Here is a 17252-nt window from a genome sequence, read left to right on the forward strand (position 1 = left end):
CTCTAAACGAGACCACACCGCGTGGTTCGCTGAACGAGGCCAGACCGTTGGCCGGGCACCAGCAGCGCATAGGCGGGCACGAGAAGGAGAATCCATGATGGAGGCCATCTATTTCGAGCGCCACGGAGGCCCGGAAGTCCTGCGCTACGGGCAACGGCCCACGCCTCGGCCCACACCGAACCAGGTCCTCATCGAGGTCCATGCCGTCGGCGTCAACCCCCGCGACTGGATGCTGCGGCAAGGCACCTACATCGGCCGCCCCCTGGTGGGGAAGCCGCCGATCATCCCCGGCAGCGACGTCTCCGGCGTGGTCGCCGAGGTAGGGGAGAAGGCAGAGGGCTTCACGGTCGGTGACGAGGTCTTCGCGATGCAAAGCCAACTGGGACACATGGGAGGCTACGCCCAGTACATGGCAGTGAACGCCGCATGCGTCGCGCACAAGCCCAAGGAGATCAGCCATATCGAAGCGGCCGCCGTACCCGTGGCGGGGCTGACCGCATGGCAGAGCCTGTTCGACATCGCCCGGATCGGCCCCGGCGACAAGGTCGTGGTGGTGGGCGCCTCAGGAGGCGTCGGGCACTACGCCGTCCAGCTCGCCCACCATGCCGGCGCACACGTCACCGCCGTATGCAGCACGGCCAACGCCGACTTCGTCCGCGACATCGGGGCAGACGAGGTCATCGACTACACGACGCAGCGATTCACCGATGTGGTGCGCGGCCAGGACCTCGTCTTCGACACCCTCGGCAAGGAAAGCCTCGACAGCTGCCGCAACGTCCTGAATCCCAACGGGATCTACATCACGACCGTGCCCAACCTGGCCACCATCGCACGCTGGGCACAAACCAGCCTGCGCTCCCGCGTGCTCGGCGGCCAACGCGCATCCGTCGTCACGGTCAAGGCCCGCGGCCATGAGCTGAGCGCACTCGCCGAGCTCATGGCTCACGGACACCTCCGATCCCTGGTCGACAGCGTCTACCCACTCGCCGAGGCGGCCGAGGCGCACCGAAAGAGCCGCACCTTCCGCACCCGCGGCAAGCTCGTGCTGCAAGTCCGCGACTAGTGGCGAGACGCTTGCGCTCAGCTCAAGCGAGTCCGTGCTCCGCGAGCCACACGCTGGCACGACGGCGCGACGCCCGGCACAACCACGCGTCCTGGATTAGCTCGACGAGCTCTGCGCGAGGAACCTGGTGCAGCTCCGACGCCCTGACGAGCACGGACAGGTGCCCATCGAAATGAGCTGTCGTGAAGTAGGGGCGCTGGCGATCCTGGACGAGCGCCTTCTTCTCGCTCTCGCTGGCCACCCAGATGACGATCACATCGTCATACCGTTGCCCAGTGTCCGGATCGACGGCATCGGGGCGAGCGTTGCGGAAGAAGACGAACGACTTGCCACCCACCTGATAGACCGGGTTGCTGCCAGCTTGAGCCACCGTGACATGCGGCATCCCACCCGCGACGTCGTGGACGTCGGCCACCGTCGCGGGCCTGTCGTGCTCGGTCATGAGCCCAGCGTACGAGGATTCGTGCTTGTCCTGGCACCGTTCCGGCTCTTGGACGCAAGGATGCCAGGGAGCGCCGCTAGCGTCCTAGACCGGAGAGGCTTCCGGTGTCAGGCGTGGGTGCTGGTGGCACGGTCGGGGTGTCGTCGAGGTTGTACTCGGCTGTCGCCCACGCATCGGCCTGCTCGATCAGATCGGGAACGACGTCGCTGATCCGCGAGCCACCGTTGCTGTTGAGCACCGTGATGATCCTCGCTTCGCGTCCCTTTCCGGGTTGGTAGGTGTAGTCGCCGACGCAGATGGACTGGCGCAGGCTGTCGTAGGGAGACGGGCCCGGGTAGTCGATGAAGGATCCGCGGACGGACTCACCAGGCTCCAGTCCCGGGTGGACTTGCAGCCCACAGCCGGTGAGGTCGGCGATCCGCTTGCCGTCCTGGGGGCGGAAAACTAGCACCGCGACATCCGGCACTGATCCGTCCACGGGGTCAGGGGAGGAGAACTTCTTGTCGATGATCCACCCGCCGTAGGGCTGCTGCCCTTCTTCGGCAGCAGGGGCGAACTTCACCGTAGTCCCGGGCTTGATGTTCACCGTGCAGTGGTCTGCGGTGATGGCCAGGGTGCGGGTGGCCGATTCGATGACTGACGCCGTGCAGCCCGAGGGACCGAACTCCGCACCGACATACATTGATCCGATCTTCTGCGAGATCGAGTTGGCGGTGTACGCGGTCTCGCAGGGGTCCTCAATTCAGGAGGGGAACGACAATTGTTGTGGCACAGTCGATCTTGGACAGACCATCGTTTGCACTAGGAGCTTGCTACCGACCAGCCAACCGCGCTCGCCCACGCCTCGGCCCGAGGCATGATGGCCGCGATGACGTCGGTCTTTGCCGCTGCATACGCATTCATGTCCGACCAGTCGCGCTGTACCAGATTCTGCTTGACGCTGGCATACAGATCACGGTCGGAGTCGTTCCGGCGAAGCCAGTCACGGAACAGCAGGTGCCGTCGCTCCCAATCACTTCCAGCCTCGCACACATGCACATGTACGCCCAGGTCAGCTGTCCTGAACATGCGGTGGCCGAACTCCCGAACCCGAAGCACATAGCCGACCGCCTCAAGCTGGGGGAGATAGGTGTCCTCGTCCTCGGGATCGACGACGCTGACGTCGATGTCGATGATCGGCTTCGCATCGAGCCCGACAACTGACGTCGAACCGACGTGGTCGATCCGACGCGCGAGGTCACCCAGTGCCATAGCAATCCGGCCACGCTCATTTGTGAACTGGCTCAACCACACTGAATCGTACGGAACGAGACGAATGTCCCGTTTCTCCGTGCCACCAATCAACTCCACTTCGCCTGTCACACGCTGGACCTTAGCAGCGGGGTGCGGTGGGAGTGCATTACCTCAGGTCGCGCTCGAGTCCTCGCTCGCCTCCGCGGACAAATTTGCGACCGAAGCAGTTTGCTACAGATGCGATGAGCAGTAGGTTCGGGCAGCTGCCCCACAGCGAGAGCCTCGCAGCAACTGGAGGCGGTCGATCAGTGACTGCGTATTGATGCATCTGGCGGGCGACGCTGATAGTTGCGGAAAACGCTGCCTAAAGGGCCTCGTGGGCGGCGGCGGGTGTTCTGACGAAGATCTCCCAGGATGAATATCAGCCCCGTCCAGTCGAGCGACGGTGGCGGCGTGCACGGCATTGACCTTCGCGCCGAACGCGCGCGATTCGAGTCGGCGAGGTAGACCTGAGTCGTCGTCGAAGCAGGTGCGCACAAGCCACAGTTCGGATTTGTTGGAGCCCTCGAGCATGGTCATCCAATCCTGAGACGAATCGTGGTGAACTGGGCAGTCAGGCGGTGGGGAGCGCCCGCGGCGTCAGCGGCACATTCTCGGTGAGGAATGCCAACTGGTCACCCACCACGGACGAGAAGAGGGGATCGACGTACGGATCGAAATGGCCGCCAGGATAGATGCGGATCGTTGCCCTGCGGATCTCCTCTGCAGCACGCCTCGCAACCGCGGCAGGCGTCACCGCATCCTCGGACATGATCTGCACCAACGTGGGGCACTCGATTGCCGATACTGTTCGGCCAGGGGAGTAGCGCCAAATCTTGAGCAGGATCCGGGCGGCAACGGTATCGGGGTAGTCACCGTCGGACAATCCTGACTCGCGAATCAGTTGATCGCGTCCGGTGATCGCGTCGGGGGAGACCATCACCGCACGCGTCCCAGGTAGTCCGACACTGTCGATGTAGTGAGGTGGGCGCCGGAGGAGTGCTCGGATACCGTCTCTGATGGCCGAGGGCGCCACGCGCAGCGTGTGCCGCAGCCCGACTGCGCGGACTGCGGCGATGCCGTCGACATGAGGTACCTGCGCGATGACAGCAGCGAAGTCGACGCCGTTGCCCGCAAGGGTCAGCACGTGGCCACCTGCGAAGGACGTGCCCCAGCCGACGATCCTGTTCCTGTCGACTCCGTCGAGCGTCCGCGCGAAGTCGACAGCATTGCGCCAGTCAACGAGTTGAGCGGGTACGTTCAACAGTTGTCGTGGTTCGCCGTCACTGTCCCCGAAATACCGGTAGTCGAACACGCACACGATGTAGCCGGCCGCGACGAACTTTTCCGCGTAGTCGTACAGACGCATTGCCCTGGGAGAGCCGAACCCGTGTGCCATCACGATCGCTGGCAGCGGCATGGCGGCCGCAGTGCGGGGACGGAAGACCGTAGCTGCGCACCGTATTCCCTCCGAGGTGAACGATGTTTCGGTACGCGTGAAATCGGGATGTTCGTTCGTGGTCATGGGTGAATGTATTCCTCTGTTCAGCGGCGACACTGGTCGCCTGTGTGGATCTTGTGGGAAGGCGACGGCGGTGATCAACGCTGTTCGTCCGATCTTCGCCATCCCGCTTCCTTGACTCTCTTGAACGGTCATCAAGAACGGTACCATGGTCTTGAAGGGGGTTCAAGATAGGATGTCGGGCATGCCCAGGAACCGAGGACTGCACGACAGGGAAGCAAAGCGGGCGGACATTGTCGGTGCCGCTCGTGAGCTGTTCTTATCCGACGGCTTCGAGCGCACGTCTCTCAGCCGCTTGGCCAAAGCTGTCGGTATCACCCCGAACACCTTGTACTGGTATTTCGAGGACAAGGACGACATTCTGGTCGCCGTCCTCACCGCCATCGTCACCGAGGATGCGGCTCACTACGCGAGTGTGGCGGATCGCCCGCTGACCGATCGGCTGGAATGGCTTGTGGACCGCCTACAGCGGGTGGGGCCGTTGGTCTCCACGGTGCACGAACGCGCGGCCAAATCGGAAACTATTAACGACTGGCACAACGGATTTCACGCTTACGCCGAATCGCTCTTCGCTGCCGATATTGCCGCCGCGGGCCTCTCCGGACCGGACGCCGACGCCATGATCCGCATCGGAACATTCGTCGTCGAAGGCCTTCTCACGCACGCACCGCCGCCCGGAGCTTCCCGGGCGGTGATCGACCAACTCGTCAATGCTATATCTCGTCAACCGCTCTCCGGCGGTGCTCACAGTTGATCCACTCGCCTGAACTGAGCACTTGATCTACTTCCGCTGCGCCGGTTGCTGCGCCCATGGCTGCGCGGCCAGCTCGGCGTGGCGGTGGGCGACGGAGTAGCTGTATCCGAGTATTTCCACCGCGAGTGGGGCTGGTACCTGGGTGACGAGTCGGTACACCTGTGGACGAGAGAGGTCGATTCCCCGCTCGAGCAGATGGGGGATGAGGTCTGCGCTGTTGTGCATGGCGTGTGCGGCCATGGGTCCAGGCAGGCGCCAGGTGTAGTCGACGGTCCGTTTCATATGATCTCTCCCTCGTCGACGAGTCCGAGCGCCTCGGTGACCGTCGCGTCGAGCGCCCGCTGCAGTGTTGTGGTGCGGAAGTCGCTCAAGGGATCCCACCAGGCGGGTGGCGTACGAGCGCCGCAGGGCGAGCAGGACCAGGCCCGGGGAGGGCCGAAGCTCGATGAATCGCAGTCCGGCTGATTCATCTGATGCACCACGCCCGTTGTTACTTAACATAATGTAGATTATCGGCTATATATCTAGAAGCGTGGGGACGAGTTGCGCGAGATCCGCGACCGGTTGCTCGCATCGTGTTTTCCGCACCTGGCACCCGATTCCGACCCTTAGGGTAAGGATTCGCACCGATCCTGCCACGACACACTCCGCTGCGGTTCGGTTCAGTGCCATCCTCGGTGCTCGCTGGTTCATCCAGTCGCCCGCATGATGATGCACTGGCTCGACTTGCGATGCTGCGCACTAGCTAGCCTGCTGCAGGCGGCGCGCTGCGCACTGGACCGCCTTGCATCGACGCCTGGCTCATGCGCGCCTGGCTTCGACGCAATACTGGCGCGCCCTGATTGGGACCGACCTCTCGAGCAAGCCATCGGCCGAGCGAGCTCCGATCGCCTGGAAGCAACGCCCCGAGCCGCCGCCCACCGACGGGTCAACACTCCATTCTGGGCCCCTTCCCAACGTCCGGGGCCCTGCGATACTTACGTCACTGTGACGCATTATGCTGGCGCCGCTCTGCCAATCTGCGAGCGCATGTCAACAGGTCCCGAACGCCGCGACCTGTTGACATGCGCTCGCAGATCTCGCTCGCTCCACCCCGTTGAGCCCGCTCCGCCAGCTGCCCGCACACCCGCTAGCTAATGTCACGCTGCCGCCTCCGTCTCGCGGCGCGCCATGTGGCATTAGCTAGCAAATTCGTCCCTCGAACTCGACGCCGCGCCCGCGAGCGAACCATCTCCGCCCCCCAGCGAAACCAGACCGGCGCTGCCACGCCGCCGGGCGTAGTGTCGATGCTGGCTCCGGCAAGTAGCAAGTAGCAAGCAGCAGGGCCAACGAGCAGGAAGGGTGATCGTGCAGGAACTCGTGGTGCTGAGCATGCTGGCGCGGCAGATCGTTGCGGTCTCCCCCAAGGACGGAACCGTACGCGTTCTCGTCAACGGCACGGCAGAGACCCCGGACGGGATCGTCGTCGACCCTGCCCGGGGCCACATCTATTGGACCAACATGGGCACGCCCGATCCTGGCGCGCAACCGGGCCAGGAACCCACGTTCTTCACCCGCAATGGCTCGATTGAACGGGTCGATCTCGACGGCTCCAACCGTCGCACCATCGTTCCACGCAGCACGTTCACTACCGGCAAGCAGCTCACCGCTGATTTCGACGCGGGCCACTTGTACTGGTGCGACCGCGAGGGCATGCGGGTGATGCGCTGCGACCTCGACGGGTCGCACGTCGAGACGCTCGTCATCGCTGGCCAGGGTGAGGATGCACGCGATCCCCGCCACCACTGCGTGGGCATCGCCATCGACACGGTATGCCGCAACCTCTATTGGACACAGAAGGGCGCGCCAAAATCGGGCCAGGGACGGATCTTTCGCGCATCGCTAGACATGCCGCCGGGCCGCACCGCCGAGGATCGCGACGATATCATCATGCTGCTAGCGGGCCTGCCAGAGCCGATCGACCTGCACCTCGATCGCAGTGATCCGAACGCTGGCCTGCGGCTGGTGTGGACGGACCGGGGTGCCGAACCGGACGGCAACACTCTCAACCGGGCAGTCCTCTCCCCCGCCGCCGCTGCGTCACCGGAGATCCAGGCGTATGAGATCCTCGCGCGCGGCTTCACCGAGGCCATTGGTCTCGCGTCCGGGGATGGCATCACCTTCTATGTGACCAGCCTGCGGGGCGGCACCGTGCGCGCCACCAATGTCGTCACCGGAGAAGACCGCACCATCGTTGCGCTCCCGCCAGGGTTGACGGGCATCGCGCTCGCGGACCTCCCCGGCTGAACGGCCAGAAAAGCCCTAGCGCCCGGTGATTGTCTCGACGTACATGTCGGCGAAGCGCTGCACGGCGTCGGAGCTGAGGTACTGCCGGATGCCACGGAACGTGACGAATAGCTCCTTGCCGACGCCTGCGAGCCCGACGCCAGGACTCATCAGATCGCCGAAGCAGGGCGGGCTGAACCACACCTCGGTGACATCGCCCGCATCGCCGAAGCTGGGAATATTCATGCGGCCAACGTTGGACAGGACCGTGGTCTCGATGAACTGGTGCTGCACGAGCGGCAGCATCCCGGCGAGGTTCCTCTTGATCAGCACGGGCAGCAGGTTGCCGCGGTCGAGCACATCAACGATCCAGCCCGCCGCACCGTTCTCCTTCAGCTTCTTCGTGCGATCACGCACCACCTTCGTGGCTTCGGCAAGATCGCGCGACACCGACGTAGGAACGACGATCGCGAGGAAGCTCGCGTAGTTGGAGATCACCTCGGTCGACCACTCCGCGGGCCGCAGGTTCACCGGCATCATGATCGACACGGAGTCGCCGATCCTCTCGCCGTGCGCCTCGTTCCAGCGCAGCACCGTCAGCGCTTGCGCGGCGAGAGCGACATCGTTGATCGTCGCCCCCTCCGGCTTGCTGGCAACGATCCCGGCGGTCTGCTCGGCTGTCAGCGTCACGCCAGCGAGGGTGTAGCCAGGCTCGGCCGGGTCCCCTCCATCGCTCGCGACGCGAGTGACCCTCCTGCGCTCCAGCGTGTCCTGGGCGAGCTTCTGCGCCCGTGGGATCACATCGCTGATGGAACGGGCACCAGCAATGGCACGCAGGTCACGGGCCTGCTCGATAGGCGGTCCGCCGACGATGTCCTCCACTCCCGAGTAGGCGCGCGCGACCGAGGTCATGAAGCGCACGGCGCCCATGCCGTCGAAACCGGCGTGGTGGAAGTTGAACATCAGGTAGTCGCCACCGGGGTCCCGCACCAGCGCTACGTGGAACAACGGACTGCGCGCGAGATCGGGAACACGCGACTGGAGCCTATCGCGCACCAGGCCGACCGGCTCATCGGTCACCTCGAGCGCCAGATGATCGGCAGTATCCGCGATCTCCCACGTCACGCGCGTGGACGCCAGCCGCGGCGGGGCGAGCCTGGCCCGCGCCAGCGGATGGGTCTCCACGGCCTGCCGCAGCGCGCCACGCAGGCGCTCCTCATCGAGGCTGCCGGATACCCGCACCTCGAACTGCACCGACATGATGACCTTCGAGGCGAGATTGATGAAGGCCTCGTCGAGGGAAGTGACCGTGAGCGTTTGCGCCATGCGTGTCTCCTTGCCGGGTGCCTACCGACATCGTATGCGACGGCCACGAGGGGCGCGCGGCCGATGCGGGAAGCCTTTCGACCGCCTGCGGAGCGAAAGTTACATTCGCCCCACAAATGGTCAACCGAACGCTAGCGTGATGCGAAAGCACTGCTGAGCCTGGGAGGAACACCATGAACCGAGTATTCAAGGTTGCGCTGCCCGCCTGCGCGGCCGCCATGATTGCCACGAGTGTTCCAGGCATCGCCACTGCACAGGATGCCCCGGGAATCGAGCTCTCAGCGTCCTCGCCAGGGCCATGCCTCGTGACCTTCCAGATGGACAACCGCACCAACTCCACGTTCTTCACCCTCGATTTCCGGGTCGACAATGAACCGCTCGGGCCGGACGACTTCGGTACGGGCCCCGTCGGTCCGCGCAGCGTGCGCTCCGAGATCGCACCGGACACACCACCGTGGCCTGGAAATCCCTACCGCAATGACATCGAGCCACCGTTCACGAGCACCAAGACCGAGGACCTCGAGGCACGGGGCTATCCGCCCAAGCCACCGTCAGAGACCTACCTTGTCGAGTACCGGGTGATCCTCGGGCCCGAATCGAATGACTATGTCGAGGAGTGGCAGAGCATCGAGGTGCCGGGATGCGCGGCGACCAGCAGTGGAGGCTCTCTTGACTTTGGATCGCTGGACTTTGGATCGCTGGGCAGCTCGGGCTCGATGTTCGTGCCGCCGCAGCTCAGTTTCAGCGGTTCCTGACGTTCGCGAGCCCCTCCGCGATATCCACGTCTAGATTGGGCACGTGCCCCGCGCTGCCCCGATGAGTGCCCGTGATCGCATGTTCCGGGTCTTGTGCTTCGTCACGGGGAGCGCAGGCCTGCTGTTCCCGCTCATCATTGCTCCGCCCGTGACCGAGCAGTGGCCGCTGGCCGAATCCTGGTGGAATGTCATCGCGGTTGCATCGGTCGTGCTTCCTCCATGCGTGTTGGCGGCAGGTTCGACCCTGCTGCCGATCCGGGTATTGCAGGGGGCTGCCGCGTTGTTTGCGGTGGGCAATGGGGTTGTTCTCGCGCTAGCCCCGCTCGGGTTCGCGCGCGATGTGTTTGTCACCGAGCAGGGGGCGGTTTGGGCTAGCGGCGCGACCGCGGCAGCTATCACCGCGGTTCCCCTGATCGGGCGCCCTTGGCTACTAGTTCCTTATATCCCGATGTTCAGTGCGGCGCATGCGGTTTGCAACTGGTGGGTAATGCGCGATGCGACCGTGGTGTGGGTGGCACGGGAGGCGATCGCGGCGCCGGTTTTCGGGCTGGTGTTCGCGGCAGTGGCCATCGGTGGGCTGCGCGGAGGCGCGCAGCGAGATGTGGCGACTGCGTCGTTGCGGCGAGTGGCGGCGGATCGCGCTCGGGAGCGCGCGGCAGTGGGCGAGCGTCGGCGCATCGATGCGTTGGTCCACGATTCGGTGCTGTCAGCATTGCTGGCCGCTGCGGGGAGCAGTGATCGATGGGTGGTCCGCAACGCTGCTGCCCGATCTGTAGCAGATCTCGAGGACCTCTCGAAGGCGGTGCCTGGAGGGTTGCTGTCCGTTGATGAGGTGGTGGCTCGGATGCGGCAGACTTGCAGCGATCTTGACGAGACCATACCTGTCCATGCTGTCGTGCCCGATCGGTCTGCTGTTGTCGATTCACGGGTAGTGGCCGCGCTGCTGGAGGTTCTCGGTGAGGCTGTCCGCAACAGTCTGCGGCACGCGGGCACCGACGGTCGGCGGGTGCATCGGCGCATAGACATAGCCATCGAGGCACCACGTGCTCGCGTAACGATCACCGACGACGGCGTGGGGTTCGATCCTGCGCGTGTCGCCATGAACCGGCTGGGGGTATCCGTCAGCATCCTCAACCGCGTGGAACAGCTACCCGATGCGCACGTCACTCTTGATTCGGCTCCCGGCCTGGGAACAACCATCACAGTGGATTCGCCTCTGGCGATCGCTGACGACAATCTCATGGCGGAGGGGGCTCGGCACGGCAGTGCGGAAACGCTGCCCACGACTGCTAGTGACGTTCTGGGGTTGCGCAGCACCGGGGCGGTCGCCCTAGGGGTTGCCTTCCTTGTCTCGGAGGCGCTGCGACCGCTAGCCAGCGTTCATCAGGCCCAGGTCCATCTGGGCTCGGCGATGGCCGTCCTGTGCCTGTTTGCCGCGCTAGCTCTCTTATTGCTGCCGCGGTCGGATCCACTACCGGCGGGTGCAGCAGCAGGGTGCGGGTTGGTCCTTCTCCTTGCGGCGGCCGCGACGGTGGTGCCGCTGGCCCAGCCGGGGGCGTATTCAGTGACCACCATGTGGCCTTGGGCGGTCTCGACGGTAGCGCTGGCATTCATGGCGGTCCGCGGCCGCTTGGGCATCGCCTGGCTCGCGGCGATTGCTATCGCGGCTGCTTACATGGCTTGGCAATTGCAGCCGGGCATCGATATTGCTCGTCCAATCAGCACGGAGCTGCTGTGGCAATTTTTCCTGCTCATGGTTTGCTCGTTGTTCGCGGTGACCCTGCGCCGCCAGGTCCGGCGGATCAACGCGACGCGCGCGCTCGCCGTCCAGCTCGCTGCCGAGCGAGCTGACGCGGACGCACGTCGTGCCGAGCGGGACGAGCAGCTCGCCTACCTCGCCACCACCGCCCGGCCCCTGCTCGAGGCAATGAGCGGGAACGGGAGCATCGACCATCTCGCGGAGCGGGCTCGGCTCATCGAGGCACGATTGCGCGACCGAATCCGGGCACGGGCGCTCGCTGCCGAGGATGTTCTCGACGCGGCCGAGCGGGCGCGTGCCCGCGGGGTGGAGGTGACGCTCCTCGATGACGGTGGCCTCGATCCCGAACTGGCCGCCAAGGTGCGCGCGAGGGTGACTGCGCGGCTCGAGCAGATGGTCGAAGGACGGATCACCGTACGGATCCTGCCGCCGGGGCGAAAGTCGGTGTGCACCATTGTCGAGGACTCGCCCCGTGGCGTGGAGCGCATCGAGGTTCCGGCCGGTGCCGTAGATTGGGATGCCGGGAAGGAGCGTGTCTGGTGAAGGATGCTGCTCCAGCGCAAACGCGATAGAAGCTGCGGCAAATCCACCGAAGTTTCTATCGCGTTTGACGTCATCCAGCGCGTTTGGCGTGGCGCGCGCCCTGGCGTGGCGCGAGGGCAGGCGACGCACCCACGCGGACCGCCGAACCACCCCCGGCTCACGGGAAGGCTGGCAAGACTCCCTCGTCGCTGCTCAGCCGCTTCGGCTCATGGTGCGGGCCCGGCTTGGGCCGCTCGGCACCTCCGGGAAAGGCCAGGCGCAGGATGGTGCGCTGCACGGTCCCGATCTGCTTCCAGAAGGGCCCTGTGTTGTAGGGCAGGCCGTACCTGTCGCAGATCTCGCGAACCTGCGGCGCGATCTCCTGGTAGCGGGAGCTTGGCATGTCCGGGTAGAGGTGGTGCTCGACCTGGAAGGACAGGTTTCCGCTCATGATGTGGAACAGGGGGCTGCCCTCGATGTTGGCCGCGCCGATCAGCTGCCGGACGTACCATCCGCCCTTGGACTCTCCCTCGGCCTCTTCCTTCGTGAACGTGTAGGTCTGGTCCGGGAAGTGGCCGCAGAAGATGATCGCGTACGCCCACACGTTCCGGACGAGGTTGGCGGTGACGTTCGCCGTGAGCGTCGCGAAGAACGGCTCCCGGAACGCCCGGCGATCGATCAGGCGCCGCAGTACATTGCCCTTCCGGAGGCCGCCGCCCGCACGTGCCTTGGCGTTGCGGAACCGGTTCAGGCCGCCTTCGGCTTTCCTGTCGAAAAGGGTGATCACGCCGAGCTCGACCGCAAGCATGGCTGTCGCACTGATCGCTGGCCACGCGACGTAATCCTTGACGGCCTGGCGCCGTACCTTCTTGCCAATGACCTTCAGCTCGTCCTTGAGCTGCTGCTTGTCCTTGGTGCCGTTGAATATCGCTTCGACATCGATGTCATGGACCCCGACTCCCCACTCGAACAGCAGCGCGAGCAGGACGTTGTAGAGCGGCTGGCCCAGGTACCGGGGATGCCACGGCTGCTTCGGGTCGACCCGCATGATCTCGTAGCCGACATCCTTGTCCAGGCCCACGATGTTCGTATATGTGTGGTGCAGGTAGTTGTGCGAATGCTTCCAGGCCGCGGCCGGTGAGACGTTGTCCCAGTCCCACGTTGATGAATGGATGTAGGGATCGTTCATCCAGTCCCATTGGCCATGCATCACATTGTGGCCGATCTCCATGTTCTCCAGGATCTTCGCGACGGAGAGCCCTGTGGTTCCGAGGATCCAGGATGGCCAGAATCGCGAGGTGATAAGCACCCCGCGGGACACGGCGAGCAGGCGCCGCTGCAGCTTGATCATGCCCCTGATGTATTGCGCGTCATCGATGCCGAGCTCGCTGTATACCTGCTCGTGGATGGCGTCGAATTCCTTGCCGAGCTCTTCGATCTGTTCCGGGGTCAGCGAGTGCAATGGGTGGCCGTCGCCGGGAGCATTCGCATCAGGTTTGCTTGCGTGACCGTTCAGAACGGTTTGGGTCATGGAAAAGTCCTTTCACAGGTCGATTTCAACGTGTCCTTCGGGCGCGTTGATGCAGGTTCGAACCATCTCGCCGGGTGAACCGGACACCTTGCCGGTGCGCAGGTCGCGCACCTGGCCGTGCTCGAGCCGACCGATGCAGGTGTGGCATACGCCCATCCGGCAACCGAAGGGCAGGTCACCGCCGCAGTTCTCGCCGCCGACGAGGATCGAGGTGGCTCCGTCGCATTCCGCGAGCATTTCGGTGACGCGGAAATGCACCGTTCCGCCCTCGCCGAGGCCCCGCGCGCCGCCATCTCCGGCGAACGGCTGGAAATGCTCCATCGAGAGCTTCTCGTAGACCCCTTCGGCGTCCCAGTGGGCACTCATCGCATCCAGCATGGGAGGCGGGCCGGACAGGTAGGTCGTGCGCTCGCGCCAGTCCGGGCACAGGTCGTCGAGCATGGGAGGCTTAAGGATGCCGTTCTCCTCGCTGAGGTGCACATGACGGCGATAGCCCGGGAACGCTTCCTCCATCTGCTCGAAGATCGAATCGAACATCACCTCGTCGGGGGTGTGCTCGCTGTGCAGGTGGACCACATCGCTCAGCGCGCCCCGGCGGGCGAGCTCGCGGAGCAGGCTGAATATCGGGGTCACTCCGCTGCCGGCGCTGAACATCAGGAACTTCGACGGGAGCGGGTGGGGCAGGCAGAAAGTGCCCTCCACCTCGCCGAGGAAGACATGCGCCCCGGGCTGGATGTGCCGAGTAAAGAACGTGGACATCCGGCCGCCCTCCACGGTGCGCACCGAGATGCTGAGAAGGCCATCGGGATGGTTGGGATCCGACGTCAGGGTGTAAGCGCGCCAGTGGCGGATGCCGTTGATCTCCGCTCCGATCCGCAGGTACTGCCCCGCCTTGTGCCCTGGCCAGGGGAAGTTGGGCTTGATGACCACCGTCGCGGAACGGGGCGTCTCCTGCCTGACATGGACAACCTTCCCCTGCATCTGCCGCGACGACCACAGCGGATTGACCAGCTCGAGGTAGTCATCCGGCAGCAGCGGAGTCGTCAGGACCCTGCCCGCGCGCAGGAGGCGCTTGCGCACCTGGGGGACTTGGGGGATTGCCGCGTGTTCGACCATGTCGCGCACCTTCCGTCGCCGTTGCTCGACGATAACAACGTGATGCACGTCACGTCCATGTCTTGCGGGAATGTGGGCGAAACGTCCGACACGGGGTGGTTGGACTGGGCGGCGGGGCGTGCGTGCCCAGCCTCGGCAGGGCCGCAGCCAGTCCGCTCTTCCGCCAGTGGAAGCTTTTCCGGCTCACAGCGGACAAAGTTTCCACTGGCCGGCGAGGGAACCAGCGGCAGGGAACCAGCGGCAGGGAACCAGCCGCACGGATCCAGTGGTTCACCACCGCCCGCGCCTTCCTCCCGGCCAAGCACCGGCGCGGCTCCCATCGGATCTGCGAGCAAGAGTCAACAGATGTCCGAATTCCGGGGCTGATTCGTTGACTTTCGCTCGCAGATCTCCGGCGGGAGGAACCGCGCTCTGCGCTACGCGTAGCGCGGGCGCCGGGTAGTGGAAGCTTTTCCCGCTCACACCGGGAAAAGTTTCCACTCGCGGCACCCGCGAAGGCCCCACCTGCGAAAGCAGCCCCGACCCACCAGCGAAAGCCGCCTCACCGCTTGGGGAGGCTGCCGCCGGTGGCGAGCCGCATCAAATCGGTGTCGAGCTCGATCCCGGTCTCCGCTCCTCCGGCGCTGCCGAACTCGTGCTGGTAGTGCCCCCAGGAGTTGTCGCGGACCTTCTCGGCGAAGCCGCTTTCCATGAGGATGACGAGCTCGCGGGCGGCGCGGTCGATGCGCTTGTTGAGGTCGGTGTCGGACCAGTCCTCGGCGGAGGCGAACAGCGCAGTCGGCACGGTCATGGTTCGCAGGAACGCGAAGAGCGACCGCATCTGCTCATCAACGACGAGGGCGTGGCGGGCGGTTCCGGCAGTGGCGGCGAGGATGACGGGCTTGGCGATGAGCAGGTCGTTGTCGAGGACGTGGAAGAACGAGGTGAACAGCCCGCTCGGTGCTGCCTTGTAGACCGGTGCCGCGGCGATAATGCCGTCGGCGGCGGCGAGGGCTTCGATGGCCTTGGTCATGCGGGGGCCGGTGAGCTGGGAGACGAGGGCGGTGGTGATCTCGGTGGCGAGCTCGCGCAGGTCGATGATGGTGACGATGGTCTCGTGGCCGTGCTGCTCGGCGAGGGTGGCGGCGCGGGCGGCGATGCGGTCGGCGAGCAGGCGGGTCGAGGATGGGTCGCTGGTGCCGCCGCTGACGACGACGAGGCGGTAGTGCTTGGTGGCGGTCATGGGGTGTCCTCCTGGTGCTGGTGGGCGAGCTTGCGGCAGAGTCGCTCGAGCTCGCGCATCTCGTCGTCGGTGAGGGGGTTCTTGATGGCGCGGGCGACGTCGACGGCGTGGCGTCCACCGATGCGGCGCTGGGTGGCTTTGCCGTCCTCGGTGAGGGCGAGGCGCACTCCCCTCTTGTCGTGGGGGTCGCGGTCGCGGTGGATGAGGCCGCGCTCGACGAGCCGGTCGACCATGCGCGAGAGGGCGGGCTGGCTGAGCAGGACGTAGTCGTTGAGCTCGGCGAGCCGCAGTGGCTCGGCGCACTTGGAGAGCGCATAGAGCACGTCGTACTCGCGCATGGTCGTGCCGTCCCAGATGTCGTTCGCGGCGAAGCGTTTCATCAGCGCCGCGTGGGCGGTGAGCAGTGCCTCCCACGCGGCGTTGGCCTGCTGGCTGCTGGTGCGGGTCACTGGCTTGGCCTTACTGCCCAGCCTTGGCGGTGCTGGTGTCCTGGTAGGGCGAGGTGCCGGTGAGGTTGTCGCCGCGGTTGGCGTTGGGCCGTGGCTGGCGCGCAGGCCCGTCGCCGTACTTCGCCTTGATCAGTGACTGGTGGGTGGGCGCCTCGGCGGTCTCGGGGTCCTTGCGGTTGGCGAGCTCCTTGCGCAGGACGGGCACTACCTCTCCGCCGAGCAGCTCGAGCTGGTCGAGGACGGTGCCGAGCGGGAGCCCGGCGTGATCGATCAGCCAGAGCTGGCGCTGGTAGTCGCCGATGGCGTCGTGGAAGGTCAGGGTCTTGTCGATGATCTCCTGGGGGCTGCCGACCGACAGGGGCGTCATGCCCTCGAATTCCTCGAGCGACGGGCCGTTGCCGTAGACGGGGGCGGCGTTGAAGTAGGGGCGGAACTCGTTCCAGGCGTCCTGGGAGCGCTTGGCGATGTAGGCCTGCCCGCCGAGGCCGACGATGGCTTGCTTGGCGGTGCCGTGGCCGTAGTGCTCGAAGCGCTGCCGGTAGAAGTCGATGAGGCGCTTGGAGTGGGAGGTAGGCCAGAAGATGTGGTTGGCGAAGAAGCCGTTGCCGTAGTAGGCGGCCTGCTCGGCGATCTCGGGCGTGCGGATGGAGCCGTGCCATACGAATGGGGGCACGTCATCGAGGGGTCGCGGGGTGGAGGTGAATCCTTGCAGGGCGGTGCGGAACTGGCCCTCCCAGTCGACGACGTCCTCGCGCCACAGCCGGTGCAGGAGGTTGTAGTTCTCCAGCGCCAGCGGCAGGCCCTGGCGGATGTCCTGGCCGAACCAGGGATAGACGGGGCCGGTGTTGCCGCGGCCGAGCATGAGGTCCATGCGTCCACCCGAGAGGTGCTGGAGCATCGCGTAGTCCTCAGCGATCTTGACCGGGTCATTGGTGGTGATCAGCGTGGTGGAGGTGGTGACGATGAGCCGCTCGGTGAGTGCTGCGATGTGGGCGAGCAGGGTGGTCGGCGAGGACGAGAAGAACGGTGGGTTGTGGTGCTCACCGATGGCGAAGACGTCGAGCCCGACTTCCTCGGCCTTCTGGGCGATAGCGACGGAGGCCTTGATGCGCTCGGCCTCGCTGGGGGTGGCGCCGGTGGTGGGGTCGCGGGTGATGTCGCTGACGGAGAAGATTCCGAACTGCATCGTGCATGCCTCCCTAGATCAATGCGTTTGCATATATTCTAACGCCTGAGGCGCGTGGCTATTCCCGC

At 65.2% G+C, this 17252-nt stretch carries 15 protein-coding genes and 1 pseudogene; 5 read left to right on the top strand and 11 right to left on the bottom strand.

What is annotated here, in order from left to right:
- The first annotated feature begins 94 nt into the window (after window positions 1-94).
- Window positions 95-1063, top strand: a complete 969-nt coding sequence (locus HT102_RS09590) for an NADP-dependent oxidoreductase (protein WP_192039208.1) — start codon at window positions 95-97, stop codon at window positions 1061-1063.
- 22 nt (window positions 1064-1085) lie between these two features.
- Here HT102_RS09590 and HT102_RS09595 read toward each other — a convergent pair whose 3' ends face one another.
- From HT102_RS09595 to HT102_RS09610, 4 genes are all read right to left on the bottom strand, one after another.
- Window positions 1086-1505, bottom strand: a complete 420-nt coding sequence (locus tag HT102_RS09595; RefSeq protein ID WP_192039209.1) for an MmcQ/YjbR family DNA-binding protein — start codon at window positions 1503-1505, stop codon at window positions 1086-1088.
- A gap of 76 nt (window positions 1506-1581) precedes the next feature.
- Window positions 1582-2187: a hypothetical protein gene (locus HT102_RS09600; RefSeq protein WP_192039210.1), complete on the bottom strand. Its 606-nt coding sequence runs from the start codon at window positions 2185-2187 to the stop codon at window positions 1582-1584.
- Window positions 2188-2306: 119 nt separating this feature from the next.
- Window positions 2307-2867 carry a GrpB family protein gene (locus HT102_RS09605; protein WP_192039211.1) on the bottom strand — a complete coding sequence of 187 codons (561 nt, stop codon included), beginning with the start codon at window positions 2865-2867 and terminating at the stop codon, window positions 2307-2309.
- A gap of 484 nt (window positions 2868-3351) precedes the next feature.
- Window positions 3352-4302: an alpha/beta hydrolase gene (locus tag HT102_RS09610; protein ID WP_192039212.1), complete on the bottom strand. Its 951-nt coding sequence runs from the start codon at window positions 4300-4302 to the stop codon at window positions 3352-3354.
- Between the two features lie 181 nt (window positions 4303-4483).
- Between HT102_RS09610 and HT102_RS09615 the strand changes: the two genes are divergently transcribed.
- Window positions 4484-5053: a TetR/AcrR family transcriptional regulator gene (locus HT102_RS09615; RefSeq protein ID WP_192039213.1), complete on the top strand. Its 570-nt coding sequence runs from the start codon at window positions 4484-4486 to the stop codon at window positions 5051-5053.
- A gap of 108 nt (window positions 5054-5161) precedes the next feature.
- On the opposite strand, the pseudogene HT102_RS09620 reads toward HT102_RS09615, so the two are convergent.
- Window positions 5162-5335 (bottom strand): annotated as a pseudogene (locus tag HT102_RS09620) (helix-turn-helix domain-containing protein); the annotation flags it as partial.
- A 1059-nt stretch (window positions 5336-6394) separates the two neighbouring features.
- Between HT102_RS09620 and HT102_RS09625 the strand changes: the two are divergent.
- Window positions 6395-7339 carry a hypothetical protein gene (locus tag HT102_RS09625; protein ID WP_333473369.1) on the top strand — a complete coding sequence of 315 codons (945 nt, stop codon included), beginning with the start codon at window positions 6395-6397 and terminating at the stop codon, window positions 7337-7339.
- Between the two features lie 15 nt (window positions 7340-7354).
- On the opposite strand, the gene HT102_RS09630 is transcribed toward HT102_RS09625, so the two are convergent.
- Window positions 7355-8644, bottom strand: coding sequence for a condensation domain-containing protein (locus HT102_RS09630; RefSeq protein ID WP_192039215.1), 1290 nt, complete (start codon window positions 8642-8644; stop codon window positions 7355-7357).
- A 173-nt stretch (window positions 8645-8817) separates the two neighbouring features.
- Here HT102_RS09630 and HT102_RS09635 point away from each other — a divergent pair, with 173 nt between their 5' ends.
- Window positions 8818-9399 (top strand): hypothetical protein, encoded by a 582-nt coding sequence (locus tag HT102_RS09635; protein ID WP_192039216.1) that lies wholly within the window; start codon window positions 8818-8820, stop codon window positions 9397-9399.
- A gap of 487 nt (window positions 9400-9886) precedes the next feature.
- Window positions 9887-11701, top strand: coding sequence for an ATP-binding protein (locus tag HT102_RS09640; protein ID WP_192039217.1), 1815 nt, complete (start codon window positions 9887-9889; stop codon window positions 11699-11701).
- Window positions 11702-11858: 157 nt separating this feature from the next.
- On the opposite strand, the gene HT102_RS09645 is transcribed toward HT102_RS09640, so the two are convergent.
- The 5 genes from HT102_RS09645 to HT102_RS09665 all read right to left on the bottom strand — a co-directional run bounded on the left by HT102_RS09645 (window position 11859) and on the right by HT102_RS09665 (window position 17184).
- The gene (locus HT102_RS09645) at window positions 11859-13211 is read right to left on the bottom strand and encodes a fatty acid desaturase family protein (protein WP_192039218.1); all 1353 of its coding nucleotides are present in this window, start codon (window positions 13209-13211) and stop codon (window positions 11859-11861) included.
- Window positions 13212-13223: 12 nt separating this feature from the next.
- Window positions 13224-14327 carry a ferredoxin reductase gene (locus tag HT102_RS09650; RefSeq protein ID WP_192039219.1) on the bottom strand — a complete coding sequence of 368 codons (1104 nt, stop codon included), beginning with the start codon at window positions 14325-14327 and terminating at the stop codon, window positions 13224-13226.
- A gap of 541 nt (window positions 14328-14868) precedes the next feature.
- Window positions 14869-15549: a CE1759 family FMN reductase gene (locus tag HT102_RS09655; RefSeq protein ID WP_192039220.1), complete on the bottom strand. Its 681-nt coding sequence runs from the start codon at window positions 15547-15549 to the stop codon at window positions 14869-14871.
- A complete protein-coding gene (locus HT102_RS09660; RefSeq protein ID WP_333473370.1) occupies window positions 15546-15998 on the bottom strand; it encodes a MarR family winged helix-turn-helix transcriptional regulator in 453 nt (150 codons plus the stop codon). Before HT102_RS09660 ends, HT102_RS09655 begins: the two co-directional genes overlap by 4 nt.
- Before the next feature lie 10 nt (window positions 15999-16008).
- Window positions 16009-17184: an LLM class flavin-dependent oxidoreductase gene (locus HT102_RS09665; RefSeq protein ID WP_192039221.1), complete on the bottom strand. Its 1176-nt coding sequence runs from the start codon at window positions 17182-17184 to the stop codon at window positions 16009-16011.
- Between the last annotated feature and the right edge of the window lie 68 nt (window positions 17185-17252).

Source organism: Lolliginicoccus lacisalsi, assembly GCF_014841105.1.
GTDB lineage: Bacteria > Actinomycetota > Actinomycetes > Mycobacteriales > Mycobacteriaceae > Lolliginicoccus > Lolliginicoccus lacisalsi.